The organism is Nocardioides potassii, from assembly GCF_021648885.1.
In the GTDB taxonomy this organism is placed as follows: Bacteria; Actinomycetota; Actinomycetes; order Propionibacteriales; family Nocardioidaceae; genus Nocardioides; species Nocardioides potassii.
This window is the reverse complement of record NZ_JAKJHZ010000005.1, coordinates 338,509-355,433: the sequence shown is the minus strand read 5'-3', so window position 1 is coordinate 355,433 and position 16,925 is coordinate 338,509. Positions and strand designations below refer to the sequence as shown.

The following is a 16,925-nucleotide window of genomic DNA, read 5'->3' as shown; positions in this document are numbered from 1 at the left end:
GGCGCCAGTGTGTCAGGTGGGCGGCGGCGGGCTCAGGGCGTGCCGAACACCCAGAACCTCACGCCGCCGACCTCGACGAGGGCGGCGCCGTCCGGCGCGCTCGCGGGGTGGCCGGCCTCGCCCACGGCCTCGAGCAGGGTCAGCACGTCGTCGCCGTGGGTCGCCAGCACAGAGTCGCCCGGGACGTCGGCACAGCCCGCCGGGTCGGTCCGCCCGGCCCGCATCGCGACGTCCCACGGCACCTCGTCGCCGTCGACCGCGAAGCCCGAGGCGTCGACGCGCACCTTGCCCTCGGCGCCCGCCGAGTCGTCGTACGCCGCCAACGCACCGACGCGAGCCACCGCGAGCGGCACCACCAGGTGGTGCTCCGGCGACAGCTCGCCCACCACGACCCGGTCGCCGAGACCGACGCCGAAGGCGCGCAGCACCCCGGCGCAGGCGGCGACCTCGGTGAGCAGCCAGGCGAAGGTCCGCTCCTGCCCGCCGACGGTCGCGGCGACGTCGTCGGCCCGCCCGCGCACGACGTGGATGTCGAGCGCCTCGTAGCAGGCGTTGAGCGTGCCGGGATCGCCGTCGGCCGGCGGCCGGAACCAGTTCACGGGTGCCATCGGTGACCCGGACTTCTCAGCCGAGGCCGTTGTCGGCGGTCGCGGCCGGCTTGCCCGGCGTGTGCAGCCAGGCGGTGAAGAACGACGAGAGGTCCTGCCCGCTGACCCGCGCCGCGAGCGCCTCGAGCTCCTCGGTCGAGCCGTTGCCGCCGCGCTGCTCGCGCAGCCACGAGCGCAGGATGCGCCAGAACACCTCGTTGCCGACGCGGTTGCGCAGCGCCTGCAGGGTCATGGCGCCGCGCCCGTAGACCGAGTCGTCGAAGACCTTGTCCGCGCCGGGGTCGGCGACGACGACGTCCCAGAAGTCCGACGAGGCGCTCACGTTGGAGTAGTAGTCCTTCAGCGTCTGCGCGGCGGTGCGGCCGCCGTGGGTCTCCGCCCAGCGCCACTCCATGAAGGTCGCGAAGCCCTCGTTGAGCCAGATGTCGCGCCACTGCTGCACCGCGACGTCGTCGCCGAACCACTGGTGGGCGAGCTCGTGCACGACGAGGCTGGTGTAGCTGCTGCCGACCGCGGGATAGGTCGGTCGGGTCTGGTTCTCGAGCGCGAAGCCGACGTCGAGCGACGTGGTCAGCCCACCGACCACGGAGAACGGGTACGTCCCGAGGTCCTTCTCGAGTCCCGCGACGACCATCGGCGTCCTGCGCATCAGCCGCATGCTGGCCTCTTCGTCGGCCCGGCCCAGGCCCTGGGAGACCGCGACGAGCCACGGCAGCCCGCGGTGCACGCCCTTCTCGATCGTGAAGTCGCCGGCGGCGAAGAACGCGAGGTAGGGGACCATCGGCTCGTCGGCGCGCCAGTGCCAGGTCGTCGACCGCTTGCCGACCCGCCTGCCCTTCAGCTCCCCGTTGGAGACCACCTCGCGGCCCTTCGGCACGCGGATCCGCACGTCGACGATCGCCTTGTCCTGCGGGTGGTCGTTGCTCGGGAACCACCACGGCGCCATGTGCGGCTCGTTCATCGCCACGACCTCGCGGCCGTTGGCGAGCCAGTTCGTCTCACCGGCGTAGGAGTGCGACGCCGGGTGGTCGGCGTACCGCACCACCACGACGTGGTCGGTTCCGGCGGCGAGCGGCTGGGCGGGCGTGATCCGCAGCTCGTGGTCGCCGTCGGTCTTCGTGAATCCGGCAGCCTCGCCGTCGACGCTCACCTGGGAGACGTCGAGCAGGAAGTCGAGGGAGAAGCTGCGCAGGTCGCTGGTCGCGGTCAGCTCGACGCGGGTCCGGCCGGCGAGCCGCCTGGAGTCGAAGGCGTAGCTGTTGCGGATGCGGTACGACGACACGTCGATGCCGCCGTTGCCGTCGAGCGGCCAGTAGGGGTCGCCGATCCCGGGCGCCCCGTCGGCCGGCGCGAGCGGGGCCTCTGCCGTCGCCGCCGCACCGGTCAGCCCGATGGTCAGGACCGCGGCAGTCGCGGACGCGAGCAGGGTGCGGGACACGGGTCGTGTGGTCACCGCCCGAACCTAGCCCACCGGTAATTCGCGTGCACCGGACCGAGCCGGTGCGCCACACTGGCCTCGTACTCCGGGCGTCGATCCGCGCTGCCCGTGACCCGAGAGGAGTCGTGACATGTCGATCACTGTCCTCGGCCTGCCCGCCGACCACCTCTCGCAGACACGGAGCACCGACGTTGCACACGCACGACCCACACTTTCCGGAGGACTTCCTCCGTCCTGACGACCGCTCGCCCCTCGAGGGCATCGACGAGTCGTTCATCTTCGACTTCGACACCTACGCCGACGAGCTCGGCGACGGCCAGCGCTGGTCGCGCTGGGAGGACCTCGAGGCCCTCATGCGCGGCCCTGAGCCGCGACCCGACTGGGTCGTGGAGTCCAGCGGCGCCATCGACACCGAGCTCGGCGTCCTCAAGACCGGCAAGGAGGCCGACGTCTTCCTCGTGGAGCGCGAGGACCCGCACACCCCCGGCAGCGCCGTCGTCATGGCGGCCAAGCGCTACCGGGACACCGACCACCGCACCTTCCACCGAGCCGCGGCCTACACCGAGGGCCGCTCGATGAAGCGCTCGCGCGACGAGCGCGCCCTCAAGCGCAAGTCCACCTGGGGCAAGCAGGTCGCCGCTGGTGAGTGGGCGATCTCGGAGTGGAACGCCCTGCGCCGGTGCTGGGAGCTCGGCCTGCCCGTCCCCTACCCGGTCCAGATCGACGAGACCGAGCTGATGATGGAGTGGATCACCGTCACGGTCGACGGAGAGACCGAGACGGCGCCGCGCGTCGCGCAGGTCCGACCGGAGCCGGACCTCGTCGAGAGCTACTACGAGCAGCTCCGCGACGCGCTCGGCACGATGGTGCAGGCGGGGATCGTGCACGGCGACCTCTCGCCCTACAACACGCTCGCCGCCGGCGAGCGCCTGGTCATCATCGACCTGCCCCAGGTCGTCGACCTGGTCGGCAACCCGCGCGGCATGGACTTCCTGCTCCGCGACTGCACCAACATGTGCGGCTGGTTCCGCTCGCGAGGGCTCCCGGTCGACGAGCAGGAGCTCTTCGGGGAGCTGATGGCGCACGCGTTCTGAGACGGACCGGTCGCCGACCCTGAGCCCCTGCTGAGTCTCCGAGGGACTCAGGGGCCAGCGGCATAGGTTGACGCTCGTGAAGCACAGCCGCGGACGGGTCCTCGACGTCACCACCCTCGCCGACCTCGACCGCCGTCTCGCGGCGGGCACCCGCTCGCTCGCGGGGTGGCGTGTCGTGGGCCTCGACCTGACCGAGCGCGGGCCGCAGCTGCTCGAGCGGTCGCTGGCCCAGTCGCTGTTCCTCGGGTGCGAGTTCGCCGACGGTGACGACGACGCCGTACGCCGCGCGGGCGGGATCGTCCTCCACGAGCTGCCGAACATCCCGGTCGACGCCTACCGCACCAGTCTCTACTCGCCGCGCGAGCTCTACGACACGCCGCGCTACGAGGACTCGCTCGACGCCCGGGCCTACGCCTGGTCGCGGCGCCCGGCCACCCCGGACGACACCCTCGCGCGGGCGCTGCACGACCACCAGATCGACATCGCGATGGCCGACTGGGTGCGCGGGCGCGAGATCGTCGGCGTGATGGGCGGCCACGCGGTCGAGCGCGGGACACCGACGTACGCCCACGCGGCGCGCCTCGGCCACGAGCTGGGTGCGCGCCACACGGTCGCCACCGGCGGCGGTCCCGGCGCGATGGAGGCCGCCAACCTCGGCGCCTTCGTCCCGGGCGACCTCCCGGCTGCGCTGGAGGGCGTGGCGCGGGTGCCGAGCTTCCGGCCCGACATCGGCGCGTGGGTCGGGGCCGCCTTCGAGGTCGTGGACGCCACCCCGGACGGACGCGAGTCGCTGGGCATCCCGACGTGGCACTACGGCCACGAGCCGCCCAACCCGTTCGCGACCTCGATCGCGAAGTATTTCAGCAACGCGCCGCGCGAGGCGCTGCTGCTCGAGATCTGCAACGCCGGCATCGTCTTCCTCCCCGGTGCCGGCGGCACGGTGCAGGAGGTCTTCCAGGACGCCTGCGAGAACTACTACGCCGACGAGTCGTCGGTGGCGCCGATGGTGCTGCTCGGCCGGGCCCACTGGACCGAGGAGCTGCCCGTCTGGCCCCTCCTGCGGGCGCTGGCCCGCGGCCGCGCGATGGAGCAGCACGTCCACCTCGTCGACAGCGTGGAGGAGGCCGTCGCGGTGGTCGCGGGGTGAGTCCTCACCCGGCGCGACGCCGTCCGACGGGCGCGCTGGCGTCGCGGTAGTGCTGGACGAGCAGGTCGTTGACCGCCTGCCAGGTCCGGCCGCGGACGCTGTGGCGCGCGGCGACCGCCATCCGGCGGCGTCGTACCGGGTGGGTGACCAGACGCTGAACGTGACGCACCAGCTCGTCGGCGTCGCCGGGGGCGTAGAGGTGTCCGGCGACGGTGTCGTCGACGACGTCGATCGGACCTCCGGACCGCGGTGCGACCACGGGCACCCCGCTGGCGAGCGCCTCCTGCGCCGACTGGCAGTAGGTCTCGTGGCGACCGGTGTGGACGAAGACGTCGAGGGTCGCGTAGGCCCGTGCGAGCTCATCCCCGTGCAGCACGCCGAGGAAGGCGGCGTCGGGCAGGAGGGCCCGCAGCCGTGCCTCCTCCGGTCCGCCGCCGACCAGGACCAGCCGGACGCCCGGGATGCGGTCGACGTGTGTGAGCAGCTCGAGCTCCTTCTCGGGCGCGAGCCGGCCGACGTAGCCCACCAGCACCTCGTCGTGCGGGGCGAGCTCACGGTGCAGCTCCTCGTCGCGACGCCCGGGGTGGAAGAGCTCCTGGTCCACTCCCCTGGGCCAGCGCGCGACGTCGACGATGCCGAGACGGGCGAGCTGGTCGATGCTGGCCGTCGACGGCGCGAGCGTCCGGTCGACGCCGAGGTGGATGCGCCGCGTGAGCGCCTCCATCGCGCGAGCGCCACCGGGCAGCGGGTAGCGCTCGGCGAAGCCGACGAGGTCGGTCTGGTAGGTCGCGACCGTCGGGATGCCGAGCGACCTGGCCGCCTTCGCGGCCTGGTAGCCGAGGGCGGCCGGCGAGGCGATGTGGACCACGTCGGGCGCGAACCGCTCCATCGTCAGCCGGAGCCGCCGGCGCGTCTCCAGCCCGATCCGGAACTCCGCGTAGAAGGGCAGGTTCGCCCCGCGGGCGAGGGTGACGGGGAAGCCGGCGTACGTCGTCGGACCGGTCGGGGCGACCAGCTCGGCGTCGTGGCCCTCGCCGGCGAGGTGCTCGAGCACGCGCCGTACGGAGTTGGTGACGCCGTTGACCTGGGGCAGGAACGACTCGGTCACGACCAGGACGCGGAGCCTGCGCGTGGCGTGCGGGCTCGAGGTGGACGGGAGGGGGATGACGGGTGCCGGTGCGGTGCGGCTGCGACGCCGCCTCTCGAGCAGGTCCATGTCCCGGACGCTAGGAAGCGCACGGCAACGGACACCCTGCGGCGGGCAGACGACACGTGAACGGTCTGCGACGCCTGCCCGCGCCCGGTCGGGCTGGTTACTCCTTGGCGGCGAGCTGGCCGCAGGCGCCGTCGATCTCCCGGCCGCGGGTGTCGCGGACGGTGGTCGGGATGCCCTTGGCCTCGAGGCGGCGGACGAACTCGCGCTCGTCGGCCGGGTCGGACGCCGTCCACTTCGAGCCCTCGACCGGGTTGAGCGGGATCAGGTTCACGTGCACCCACCCCCAGTCGCCGTACGAGTTCAGCACGTCGCCCAGCAGGTCGGCGCGGTGCGCCTGGTCGTTGATGCCGCGCATCATGGCGTACTCGATCGAGACGCGGCGCTTGGTCTTCGCGGCGTAGTTCCAGGCCGCCTCGACGGTCTCGGCGACCGAGAACCGGGTGTTGATCGGCACCAGCTCGTTGCGCAGCTCGTCGTCGGGTGCGTGGAGGCTCAGGGCCAGGGTCACCGGGATGCCCTCGTCGGCGAGCTGGTTGATCCGCGGCACGAGGCCGACGGTGGACACCGTGACGCCGCGCGCGCTCATGCCGAGTCCGGCCGGCGACGGGTCCGTGAGCCGGCGTACGGCGCCGATGACGGCCTTGTAGTTGGCGAGGGGCTCGCCCATGCCCATGAAGACGACGTTGGACACCCGGCCCGGTCCGCCGGGCACCTCGCCGCGGGCCATGGAACGGGCACCGGCGACGACCTGCTCGACGATCTCGGCGGTCGTCATGTTGCGCTGGAGGCCGCCCATGCCGGTCGCGCAGAACGGGCAGGCCATGCCGCACCCCGCCTGGCTGGAGACGCAGACGGTGGCGCGGTCGGGGTAGCGCATGAGGACCGACTCGACGAGGGCGCCGTCGAAGAGCTTCCAGAGGGTCTTGCGGGTCGTGCCCTTGTCGGCCTCCAGCGTGCGGAGCGGGGTCATGAGGTCGGGCAGCAGCGCGCTGACCAGCTCGTCGCGCTGCCCGGCGGGGAGGTCGGTCATCTCCGCGGGATCGTCGACGAGGCGGCCGAAGTAGTGGGTCGAGAGCTGCTTGGCCCGGAACCCGGGGAGCCCCATCTCCTCGAGCAGCGCCTTGCGGCCGGCCTCGTCGAGGTCGGCGAGGTGGCGCGGCGGCTTCTTGCGGCCACGCGGCTCGTCGAAGACGAGCGGCAGGGTCTTGATGGGCTCAACGGTCTCGGACATCGCGTCCCAGTCTCCCACCCCGGCGGTCACCGGGGCGATTCACCGACGCTGCGGTCGAGCTCGCTCAGGCGTCGACCATGAAGTAGAGGACGAGCGAGGTGACGCCGAGGACGACCAGCGCGGTGACCACCATGCCGACGAACATGAACTGCGCGAAGCGGCGGGTCTTGCGCTTGACCAGCAGGAAGATCGGCAGGGCAAGGGCTAGCAGCACGAACGGGAAGAGCTGCTCGGCGGTCTCGTAGCTGAACAGCAGCCGCAGGAACCCGACGAACGCCCCCGGCAGGGCAGTGACGAACAGCATGCCGGCGAAGAAGCCGGTGATGCCCGCGAACGTGGGGTGGCTGGCGTGCCACCACGCGAAGCGCTGCCGGTCCTGCGGCGGCACCTCGGTCGCGTGCACCTCTTGCGTCTCCACCCGACCAGCGTAGGACGTCCTCCGGGTACGGCGGCGCTGGGCACGCGGTGCACGGGAATTCCGTGCATCCCTGCCTCAGAAGACGAGGTAGTAGAGCACCAGCCAGATCGGGGCGATCGTGGCGAGGAGGGAGTCGAGCCGGTCCATCAGGCCGCCGTGGCCCGGAATGACCTGGCTCATGTCCTTGATCCCGAGGTCGCGCTTGATGACCGACTCGCACAGGTCGCCGAGCGTGGCCATCACGGCCGCGATCACGCCGAGGATCACGCCGACCCACCAGTCGCCGTCGAGGAACGAGCTGACCAGCCACACACCGACGGCGATGGTGGCGACCATCGACCCCGCGAACCCCTCCCACGACTTCTTCGGCGAGATCACCGGGGCCATCGGGGTCCTGCCGAACAGCACGCCGGCCGCGTAGCCGCCGGTGTCGGACGCCACCGTGATCGCGATGAAGGTGACGACCCCGCGCACCCCGGGGTCGTCGACGGTGAAGGCGACGGCCGGGTCGGTGCCGCCCTCGCCGAGGAGCAGCGCGACGAAGGAGGCCAGGAACGGGACGTAGACCAGGGTGAAGACCGAGGCGGTGGCGTTCTTGACGTAGCCGTCGACGCCGCGTCGCAGCAGCCACAGCATGATCACCAGCGCAGTCACGGCGGTGGCGGTCACGAGCGCCGGCGCCCCCCAGACGTAGGCCACGACCACCATGACCACACCGCCGAGCATGAGCGGCTGCTCGGGGATGTCGATGTCCTTCGCGGACAGGCCCTGGTGCAGCTCCCACACGGCGACGACGACGGCGATCGCGACGATCCCCATGAAGGCGGTCTTCCAGAAGAAGAGCGACAGCAGGATCGCCGCAACCAGCACGACCGCGGAGATGACGGCGGCGCGCAGGTCACGGCCGGCCCGTCCGTGGTCCCTCTTGATCGCCTCGGCCGGCTCGATCGGCGGCTGGGGCGGACTGTTGGGCGGCGGCTCGGGAGTCGTCATGGGCGGGGGCTCAGACCTCGAGCAGCTCGGATTCCTTGTGCTTGAGCAGGTCGTCGATCTTGTCGGTGTGGGTCTTGGTGACCGCGTCGAGGCGCTTCTCGGCCCCGGTGACGTCGTCCTTGCCGACCTCGCCGTCCTTCTCGAGCTTCTCCAGCGCCTGCTTCGCCGTACGGCGCACGTTGCGCACCGAGACACGGCCGTCCTCGGCCTTCTGCCGCGCGAGCTTGATGTACTCCTTGCGGCGCTCCTCGGTCAGCTCGGGGAACACGCAGCGGAGCACGCGGCCGTCGTTGGCCGGGTTCACGCCGAGGTCGGAGTCGCGGATCGCGCGTTCGATCGCGCCCATCGCGCCGACGTCGAACGGCTGGATGAGGATGGTGCGGGCGTCCTGCGAGGTGAAGCTCGCGAGCTGCTGGAGCGGGGTCTGCGTGCCGTAGTAGTCGGCCGTGATCTTCGCGAACATCGCGGGGTTGGCGCGACCGGCGCGGATCGTGGCGAACTCCTCGCGGGTCGCCTCGACCGACTTGCCCATCTTGGCGTCGGCATCGTTCATGACGTCGTTGATCACAGCGGCTCTCTCTCGTCGTACGTCCGTGGTGCGGGTGGTGCGGGGGTGGTGGTGCGCCTCGGGGTCAGGCCGAGGTCACCAGCGTGCCGATCTTCTCACCCCGCACCGCGCGCACGATCGTGCCGGGCGTGGAGAGGTTGAAGAAGACCATGTCCATCTTGTTGTCGCGGGCCATCGCGATGCCCGTGGCGTCCGCGACCTTGAGGTCGCGTGCGAGGTACTCGTCGTAGGTGAGCCGGTCGAACATCTGGGCGTCGGGGTTGGTCTTGGGGTCGGAGTCGAAGACCCCGTCGACGCCCTGCTTGCCCATCAGGATGACCTCGCAACGCGTCTCGAGGGCGCGCTGCGCGGCGACGGTGTCGGTGGAGAAGAACGGCATGCCGGCGCCGGCGCCGAAGATCACGACGCGGCCCTTCTCCATGTGGCGGATCGCGCGGCGCGGGATGTAGGGCTCGGCGACCTGGCCCATCGTGATGGCCGTCTGCACGCGCGTCTCGCGGCCGTGCTTCTCGATGAGGTCCTGCAGGGCCAGGCAGTTCATCACGGTGCCGAGCATGCCCATGTAGTCGGCGCGGGCCCGCTCCATGCCGCGCTGCTGGAGCTCCGCGCCGCGGAAGAAGTTGCCGCCGCCCACGACGATCGCGATCTGCACGTCCGACGCGGCGACCTCGGCGATCTGGCCGGCCAACGCGTTGATGACGTCGAGGTCGAGCCCGACCTCACCACCTCCGAACACTTCACCGGAGAGCTTGAGGAGGACTCGCTTGTAGGCCGTCACATCGTTCCCTTCACACACGCCAGGTGGTCCCCAGAAACCTACCGGCCGGTGGGGTCGGCGGTCGAACCCGCTCCACCCGATCGTGTGCCAGCAGCGCACTGGGCGCCCGGGGACGCGACGAGGGGTCGTACGCCGACGGCGTACGACCCCTCGCGGTGTCGGGTGGTGCGGTGCCTCAGGCGCCGACCTCGAAGCGGGCGAACCGCTTGACGGTGGTGCCGGCGGCGTCGAGGACGGCCTTGACCGACTTCTTCGACTCGGTGACCGACTCCTGCTCGAGCAGGACGATCTCCTTGTAGAACCCACCGAGGCGACCCTCGACGATCTTGGCGATCGCCTGCTCGGGCTTGCCCTCCTCGCGGGTCTTCTGCTCGGCGATGTTGCGCTCGGTCTCGACGACGTCGGCGGGGACCTCGTCGCGGGTGAGGTACTGGGCCTTCATCGCGGCGATCTGCATCGCGGCGCCGCGGGCGGCGGCCTCGTCACCCTCGAACTCGACCAGCACGCCGACGGCCGGCGGGAGGTCGGCGGCACGCTTGTGCATGTAGGTGACCGTGTTGCCCTCGAAGTAGGCGACCTCGCCGAGCTCGATCTTCTCGCCGATGGTGATCGCGAGGTCCTCGACGACCTCGCCGACGGTCTTGCCGTCGAGCTCGGCGGCCTTGAGCGCCTCGGTGTCGGTGGCCTTGACCTCGTTGGCCTTCTCGGCGATCTGCTGCGCCTTGGCGATGAAGTCCTCGTTCTTGGCGACGAAGTCGGTCTCGCTCTTGAGCTCGACCAGCGCGTTGCCGGCCGTGGCGACGAGGCCGGCGGCGGTCTCGCGCTCGGCGCCGCGGGCGGCGGCCTTGGCGGCGCCCTTGACCCGGAGCAGCTCGACGGCCTTGTCGAAGTCGCCGTCGGCCTCGGTGAGCGCCTTCTTGCAGTCCATCATCCCGGCCTGGGTCAGCTCGCGGAGCTTCTTGACGTCGGCGGCGGTGAAGTCAGCCATGGTCCCTCTTCCCGAAGAGCTGTGTCGAACAGGGGTGGGGGGGCCGGACGCGCGGCGCCCGGCCGCGGGGGTGTCCCCGCGGCCGGCGTCCGTGATCAGTCCTGCTTCGCGGTCTCCGCGTCGGCGGCGGGCGCCTCGGCCGCCTCGGACTCGGCCGGGGCCTCGGTCTCGGCGGGGGCGTCGGTCGCGGCCTCGGCGGCGGCGTCGGCCTGCGGGGCCTCGGCAGCGGCACCGGTCGCCTCGGAGGCCGGGGCCTCGGTGGTGGCGTCGCCACCGGTCGCGGCGACGGCGGTCTTCTCGGCGTCGCCCTGGAGGAGCTCGCGCTCCCACTCGGCCAGCGGCTCCTCGGCGCCGACGGTCTCGTCACCGTCGGTGGCCTTGGCGCCGGAGCGGGCCACGAGGCCCTCGGCGACGGCGTCGGCGACCACGCGGGTCAGCAGGCCGACCGCGCGGATGGCGTCGTCGTTGCCCGGGATCGGGAAGTCGACGACGTCGGGGTCGCAGTTGGAGTCGAGGATGCCGATGATCGGGATCCGCAGCTTGCGCGCCTCCTCGACGGCCAGGTGCTCCTTGTTGGTGTCGACGATCCACACCGCGGAGGGGACCTTGGACATCTCGCGGATGCCGCCGAGGGTCTTGTCGAGCTTGTCGCGCTCCCGCTTCATCTGCAGGAGCTCCTTCTTGGTGCGACCCGAGCCGGCGACGTTGTCGAAGTCGACCTCGTCGAGCTCCTTGAGGCGGTTGATCCGCTGGTGGACGGTCTGGAAGTTGGTGAGCATGCCGCCGAGCCAACGCTGGTTGACGTAGGGCATCCCGACGCGCGTCGCCTGCTCGGCGATGGCCTCCTGGGCCTGCTTCTTCGTGCCGACGAACATGATGACGCCGCCCTTGGCGACGGTCTCCTTGACGAAGGCGTAGGAGCGGTCGATGTAGGCGAGCGACTGCTGCAGGTCGATGATGTAGATGCCGTTGCGCTCGGTCATGATGAAGCGCTTCATCTTGGGGTTCCAGCGACGGGTCTGGTGACCGAAGTGGACGCCGCTCTCGAGCAGCTGGCGCATGGTGACGACTGCCATGGGTTCTCCTGTTGTTGCGGAACGCGCTCGCGGACGTGCCCGACCTTCGGCAGGTCGAGCCCGGAGCGGGGCTCCTGTTGGTTTTCAGTTCGTGCGCCCGGCGGGTGCCGGGTGCCCTGACGCTCACGCGCCGGTCCGATCCGCCCCGGTGAGGCTGGGGCGGAACTGAGGACCGACGCCCACGGGCGGTCCGGAACCAGGGATGCATTCCGACGCGGTCTGCGAGCGTGCGAAGTCAGCCCATGAGGACTGCTCCGCACATCGTACGCACGCAGACCCGCGGGAGCGAATCGCTGGGCACGCTCACGGCGAGCAGGGGACGAGCAGGGGACGAGCGGTCCCGCAGTCGTCCACAGGCGGGGTCGCGGGGCGGTCGTCCACAGGCTCGCTCACCGTACGACGCCCGTGCCGCGTGGGGGCCCGAGGATCGGTGCGTGCGAGTCCTCGTGGTCGTCCTCGTGGTCCTGGTGGTCGGGGCCTCCCCCGCCCGCGCGAGCTCTCCTGACCCGGCGGGCAGGTGGCCGCTCGCGCCCGAGCCGCAGGTCGTCCGCGGCTTCGAGCCGCCGCCGTCGCCGTACGCCTCGGGGCACCGCGGCGTGGACCTGGCCGGCACGCCCGGGCAGCCGGTCCTGGCCGCGCTCCCCGGCAGGGTCGGCTTCGCCGGGTCGATCGGCGGCAAGCCGGTGGTCACGGTCGTGCACGGCAGCCGGCGCACGACCTACGAGCCCGTGGTGGCTGCTGTCGGCGCCGGGGACGTCGTCGCGGCTGGACAGGTGCTGGGCCGGCTCGTCGTCATCGACAGCCACTGCTTCCCGGCGGCCTGCCTCCACTGGGGCCTGATCGAGGGCTCGGGCGGCGACCAGGTCTACCTCGACCCCCTCACGCTCGTCGGCGGCGGTCCGGTGCGCCTGCTGCCGCTCTGGCGCGACGACCCCGTCGAGGCGCGAGGACCGTGGGCTCCCGCGCTCCAGCGGTGGAGCCGCCAGCTCGACTTCCTCGCCTGAGGCCGTGCACGCCGTCGTACGTCGGCGGGCCGCCGCCGCGGCAGTGCCGAGGATCACGCGCGGGGGTGGGCCTGCTGGTAGGCGCGACGGAGGCGGTCGGTCGTGACGTGCGTGTAGAGCTGCGTCGTGGCGAGCGAGGCATGGCCGAGGAGCTCCTGGACCGACCGGAGGTCGGCACCGCCCTCGAGCAGGTGCGTGGCCGCGGTGTGCCGGAGGCCGTGGGGGCCGATGTCGGGCGCACCCGGGACGTCTGCGATCCGCCGGTGGACCAGGGTGCGGACCGCCCGCTGGTCGATCCGGCGGCCCCGGGCGCCCAGGAAGAGCGCGGCGCCCGATCCCTCGACCCGCAAGGCCGGGCGACCGGTGGCCAGCCAGCGGTCGATCGCCCGGCCGGCAGGCGTGCCGTAGGGCACCGAGCGCTCCTTGCGTCCCTTGCCGAAGACCCGTACGACGCGGCGCTCGTCGTCGACGTCGTCGATGTCGAGGCCGACGAGCTCGCCCACCCGGATGCCGGTCGCGTAGAGCAGCTCGAGCATCGCCACGTCGCGCAGCCCCACCGGCGTGCCGTCGTCGGCGAGCTCTGCCGCGGACCGGATCAGCGCCTCGGCCTCGTCGGGGCGGAGCACGGGCGGGAGCGTCTTGTGCTTCTTGGGTGACCCGAGGGCTGCGCCGGGGTCGCTCGGCAGCCGTCCGGTCCGGTGGAGCCACGCGGTGAAGACCCGCGCCGCCGTCGCACGTCGCGCGATCGTCGTACGGCTGCGACCGGTGGTCTGCAGCCTCGCGAGCCAGCTGCGGAGGGTGCGGAGGTCGAGGTCGGTCACCTCGACGGAGCCCAGGCGCCCGCAGTGGTCCAGCAGGCTGGACACGTCACCGAGGTAGGCGCGGACCGTGTGCGGGGCCAGGTCGCGCTCGGACACGAGGTGACGCTCGTAGTCGCCGAGCAGCCGCGCGAAGCCCTCCGGCAGGCCGGTGTCGGGCTCCGTTCCGCCGTCGCGTCGCGCTGCGCTCTCCGTCACCCTCGCAGCGTAGGCGGGCGGGGCCGCCTCACACGTCAGGCGCGACCCGCCACCCGTGGTCGTCGAGCACGACGAAGCCCTTCTCCCTCATCCGGCGCAGCGCTCCCTCGGCCGTCCGGACGTGGAGTCCGGCCAGCCGGGCGATCGAGTCCACCTGCGCGCGCTCGGTGACCGGCACCCACTCGATGACCTGCTGCTCGACCCGGGTGAGGGAGTCGCGCGGCCGGGTCTCACCGCGCGGCTCCTCGACCAGGTGCTCCCCTGCCTCCGCGACCAGCTCGAGGACCTCCGCCCCGCCGGTGACCACCGTGCCGCGGCCCTCGCGCAGCAGGTGGTTGACCCCCTGCGAGGTGTAGCTGGTGACGGGGCCCGGCACGCACATCACCTGCCGGTTGATCGCCTCCGCCCACCCGACGGTGTTGAGCGCGCCGCTGCGCAGCGCCGCCTCGACGATGACGGTGCCGGCGGTCAGCGCGGCGATCAGGCGGTTGCGGGCCAGGAACCGCAGCCGGGTGGGCGCCGAGCCGGGCGGTTGCTCGGAGACGACGGCGAACTCGGCGGCGAGGTGGTGGAGGAGCCTGCGGTTCTGCGCGGGGTAGACGCGGTCCACGCCGCACGCGAGCACCGCCACCGTCGCCCCGTCGGCGCGCAACGTCGCGTCGTGCGCCTCGAAGTCGATCCCGAGGGCGCCACCCGACACCACCGGGACACCGGCCGCCGCCAGGTGCGCGCAGATGGCGCGCGTCATCTCCACGCCGTAGACCGAGGCGGCGCGGGAACCGACCACACCGACCGACCTCCCCAGCTCGGTGAGCGGCATCGGGCCCTTGACCCAGAGCCCCGGCGGGGTACCGCCGAACCCGTCCTTGGTGATCGCCGGGTCGAGCTGGTCGAGCCCGACCGGCCACTCGGGGTCGCCGGGCACGACGAAGCGGATGCCGCACCGCGCGGCCTGGTCGAGCCGGCGCTCGGGGTCGACCTCGGACAACCGGGCGGCGAGCTGCTCGGCGACGCCGGTCTCGCTGGTCGCCACCAGCGACTGCTCGAGCGCCCGGACGGCTCCGATCTGGCGGACCAGCGACGACGTCGTACCGTCGCCCGGTTCCACGCCACAGCTCAGCGTCACGCGGGCCAACCGGTCGGCGTCCGTAACAGCTGGCACGGACCGCAGCGGGGTCCCGCCCTCCCCGCCGGCCCGACCGGCGCCTGGACGGGTCGCGCTCACGACGCCACCCGAATGAGATGTGCCGGAAGGGCCCGGGACGCGTCGTCCGAGCGCAGCGCCAGCGCGATCCGCGCCTCGGGCTCACCGGGTCGGTCCACCCCGGCGCAGTCGGCCACCGTCCACGCCAGGCGCTGGACGCGGGTCAGACCGCGCCTGGTCAACGTCCCCGCAGCGAGCTCCTGGTCGACCAGCCGCTGCGCGTCGCGCTCGAGCGGCCAGCGTTCGGCGAGGGCAGGCCCCGGGCAGGACGAGTTGAGCTCCCACGTGCAGTCCCGGAACCGGTGCGCCTGTCGTAGCCGCGCCTCCGTGACGCGCGCACGCACGTCCGCAGACGACTCCGGCGGCTCACCCCACGAGCCGGACCGCCGCCGATGCTGCGGCCGCACCTCCATCCAGATGTCGACGCGGTCCAGGATCGGCCCGGACAGCTTGCGGCGGTAGTGGGCGCGCTGCTGCTCGGTGCAGTCACAGGATCCGCCGGTGAGGCCGTGGAAGTTGCCGCACGGGCACGGGTTCGCCGCCAGGACGACGAGGGAGCGAGCCGGGTAGGTCGCGGTCTCCTCGCCCCGCGCGATCGTCACCTCCCCCGACTCGAGAGGCTGGCGCATCGCCTCGATCACGTCGGACCGGAAGTGCGGGAACTCGTCGAGGAACAGGACCCCGTGGTGGGCCAGGCTCACCTGCCCGGGCCGCACCTTGCCGGTGCCGCCCCCGAGCACGCTCGCGGCACTCGCGGAGTGGTGCGGCGCGAACCACGGAGGTCGCCGCAGCAGGCCGGCCCCGTCGGGCAGGACACCCGTGACGGAGTGCAGCGCGGTGACCTCGAGCGACTGCTCGATGGTGAGGTCGGGGAGGATCGAGGGGATCCGCTCGGCGATCGACGTCTTCCCGGTGCCGCGCGGCCCGACCAGCATCAGCGGGTGCGCGCCGGCGGCCGCCACCTCGACGGCGTAGCGGACGTCCTCGAGGCCGTCGAGGTCGGTCATGTCCACGTCGTCGAGCCGTCCCTCTCCGCTCCACGTGCTGAGGGAGGTGGCCGACGCAGCGACGACCGGCGGTGCGTCCGGCACCTCGGCACCCCGCAGCACGGCGGACACCTGGGCCAGCGACCGCACCCCGAACACCGTCATGCCCGGCACCAGCCCCGCCTCCGCGGCCTGCGGCTCGGGCACGAACACGCGAGTGATGCCGTGCGCAGCCGCGGCGATCGCCATCGGCAGCACGCCGGGCACCGGCCTCAGGGCGCCGGAGACGGACAGCTCGCCGATGAAGGCCCAGCCGTCGAGCAGGTCGGGCGTGAGGTCCTTCTGCTGCTGGTCGGCCGCCAGCACCGCGATCGCGATGGCCAGGTCGTAGTGGGTGCCGGTCTTGGGCAGGTCGGCGGGAGCGAGCAGGATCGTCACCCGCTTGGTCGCCGGCCAGCGGCCGCAGTCGTTGTTGATCGCCATCCGCACCCGGTCGCGTGCCTCGGACAGGCTCTTGTCGACCCGGCCCACGAGGGTGGTGGTCACCAGCCCGGGCGAGACGTCCACCTGCACGTCGATCACGTGCCCGACCGCACCGCGAAGGGCGAGCGACCGGGCGGTCGCGAAGGCCATCAGCCGACCCCCTCGACGTGCTCGACCTCGACCGGACCGCCGGGCGGTGCGAGCACCCCGACCAGGTCGATGCGCACGTCGTCGGGATGGACGTCATGCGCACGGAGCCACCGCACGGCGAGCCGTCGGAGCCGGTCGGCCTTCGCCGGGCCGACCGCCTCGAGAGGCGTCCCGAACGCCTCGGAGCTACGGGTCTTGACCTCGCAGATGACCAGCACCCGCCCGTCGCGGAGGACCAGGTCGATCTCGCCGGCGTCGCAGCGCCAGTTGCGGTCGAGGAGCTCCATGCCCCCGCGAACGAGGTGACGGGCGGCGATGGTCTCGCCGCGCTCGCCGAGCAGCCGCCTGCGCTCGGCGGCCGGGTCGGGCGTGAAGGGGGACGCTGCTGCGGATCGAGCCATCGGGGTGCCTACCGTCTCTGTCAGGTGCGGGAAGGCACCAGCAGATCGCGCGGCACGGACACCAGGCGGCGACCGGGCCCGGGTCCTGTGGAGAAGGGGCTGACTGGCCCGGCTGTGGACGGTTGG

17 protein-coding genes are annotated in these 16,925 nt (G+C 72.3%); 3 read left to right on the top strand and 14 right to left on the bottom strand.

Annotation, left to right across the window (positions count from 1 at the left end; all coding sequences use genetic code 11):
- Positions 1-32: 32 nt before the first annotated feature.
- Both L2K70_RS06190 and L2K70_RS06185 read right to left on the bottom strand, forming a co-directional pair.
- A complete protein-coding gene (locus tag L2K70_RS06190; RefSeq protein ID WP_236400419.1) occupies positions 33-608 on the bottom strand; it encodes an acyl-CoA synthetase family protein in 576 nt (191 codons plus the stop codon).
- Positions 609-624: 16 nt separating this feature from the next.
- Positions 625-2,061: a M1 family metallopeptidase gene (locus tag L2K70_RS06185; protein ID WP_236400417.1), complete on the bottom strand. Its 1,437-nt coding sequence runs from the start codon at positions 2,059-2,061 to the stop codon at positions 625-627.
- A gap of 176 nt (positions 2,062-2,237) precedes the next feature.
- Here L2K70_RS06185 and L2K70_RS06180 point away from each other — a divergent pair, with 176 nt between their 5' ends.
- Complete coding sequence (locus L2K70_RS06180; protein ID WP_236400416.1) at positions 2,238-3,140, top strand: serine protein kinase RIO; 903 nt, start codon at positions 2,238-2,240, stop codon at positions 3,138-3,140.
- 76 nt (positions 3,141-3,216) lie between these two features.
- Positions 3,217-4,287 carry an LOG family protein gene (locus L2K70_RS06175; RefSeq protein WP_236400414.1) on the top strand — a complete coding sequence of 357 codons (1,071 nt, stop codon included), beginning with the start codon at positions 3,217-3,219 and terminating at the stop codon, positions 4,285-4,287.
- A 4-nt stretch (positions 4,288-4,291) separates the two neighbouring features.
- Here L2K70_RS06175 and L2K70_RS06170 read toward each other — a convergent pair whose 3' ends face one another.
- The 8 genes from L2K70_RS06170 to rpsB form a co-directional block, all read right to left on the bottom strand.
- Positions 4,292-5,503: a glycosyltransferase family 4 protein gene (locus L2K70_RS06170; RefSeq protein WP_236400412.1), complete on the bottom strand. Its 1,212-nt coding sequence runs from the start codon at positions 5,501-5,503 to the stop codon at positions 4,292-4,294.
- A 97-nt stretch (positions 5,504-5,600) separates the two neighbouring features.
- Positions 5,601-6,734, bottom strand: a complete 1,134-nt coding sequence (gene rlmN, locus L2K70_RS06165; RefSeq protein WP_236400411.1) for a dual-specificity RNA methyltransferase RlmN — start codon at positions 6,732-6,734, stop codon at positions 5,601-5,603.
- 64 nt (positions 6,735-6,798) lie between these two features.
- On the bottom strand, positions 6,799-7,152 hold the full coding sequence (locus L2K70_RS06160) for a hypothetical protein (RefSeq protein WP_236400409.1): 354 nt from the start codon (positions 7,150-7,152) through the stop codon (positions 6,799-6,801).
- A 75-nt stretch (positions 7,153-7,227) separates the two neighbouring features.
- A complete protein-coding gene (locus tag L2K70_RS06155) occupies positions 7,228-8,145 on the bottom strand; it encodes a phosphatidate cytidylyltransferase (protein WP_236400407.1) in 918 nt (305 codons plus the stop codon).
- Positions 8,146-8,155: 10 nt separating this feature from the next.
- Positions 8,156-8,710 (bottom strand): ribosome recycling factor, encoded by a 555-nt coding sequence (gene frr / locus L2K70_RS06150; RefSeq protein WP_236401540.1) that lies wholly within the window; start codon positions 8,708-8,710, stop codon positions 8,156-8,158.
- A gap of 67 nt (positions 8,711-8,777) precedes the next feature.
- Complete coding sequence (pyrH, locus tag L2K70_RS06145; protein WP_236400405.1) at positions 8,778-9,491, bottom strand: UMP kinase; 714 nt, start codon at positions 9,489-9,491, stop codon at positions 8,778-8,780.
- Positions 9,492-9,666: 175 nt separating this feature from the next.
- Positions 9,667-10,479: a translation elongation factor Ts gene (tsf, locus tag L2K70_RS06140; RefSeq protein ID WP_236400403.1), complete on the bottom strand. Its 813-nt coding sequence runs from the start codon at positions 10,477-10,479 to the stop codon at positions 9,667-9,669.
- 95 nt (positions 10,480-10,574) lie between these two features.
- On the bottom strand, positions 10,575-11,555 hold the full coding sequence (gene rpsB / locus L2K70_RS06135; RefSeq protein ID WP_236400400.1) for a 30S ribosomal protein S2: 981 nt from the start codon (positions 11,553-11,555) through the stop codon (positions 10,575-10,577).
- 434 nt (positions 11,556-11,989) lie between these two features.
- Here rpsB and L2K70_RS06130 point away from each other — a divergent pair, with 434 nt between their 5' ends.
- Positions 11,990-12,559, top strand: coding sequence for a peptidoglycan DD-metalloendopeptidase family protein (locus L2K70_RS06130; protein WP_236400398.1), 570 nt, complete (start codon positions 11,990-11,992; stop codon positions 12,557-12,559).
- A 53-nt stretch (positions 12,560-12,612) separates the two neighbouring features.
- On the opposite strand, the gene L2K70_RS06125 is transcribed toward L2K70_RS06130, so the two are convergent.
- The 4 genes from L2K70_RS06125 to L2K70_RS06110 form a co-directional block, all read right to left on the bottom strand.
- Positions 12,613-13,575: a tyrosine recombinase XerC gene (locus tag L2K70_RS06125; protein ID WP_236400397.1), complete on the bottom strand. Its 963-nt coding sequence runs from the start codon at positions 13,573-13,575 to the stop codon at positions 12,613-12,615.
- A gap of 28 nt (positions 13,576-13,603) precedes the next feature.
- Positions 13,604-14,683: a DNA-processing protein DprA gene (gene dprA / locus L2K70_RS06120; RefSeq protein ID WP_236400395.1), complete on the bottom strand. Its 1,080-nt coding sequence runs from the start codon at positions 14,681-14,683 to the stop codon at positions 13,604-13,606.
- A gap of 113 nt (positions 14,684-14,796) precedes the next feature.
- Positions 14,797-16,398, bottom strand: coding sequence for a YifB family Mg chelatase-like AAA ATPase (locus L2K70_RS06115; protein ID WP_236400393.1), 1,602 nt, complete (start codon positions 16,396-16,398; stop codon positions 14,797-14,799).
- Complete coding sequence (locus L2K70_RS06110; protein WP_236400391.1) at positions 16,398-16,799, bottom strand: YraN family protein; 402 nt, start codon at positions 16,797-16,799, stop codon at positions 16,398-16,400. The genes L2K70_RS06115 and L2K70_RS06110 overlap by 1 nt, the downstream gene beginning before the upstream one ends.
- Positions 16,800-16,925: the final 126 nt, after the last annotated feature.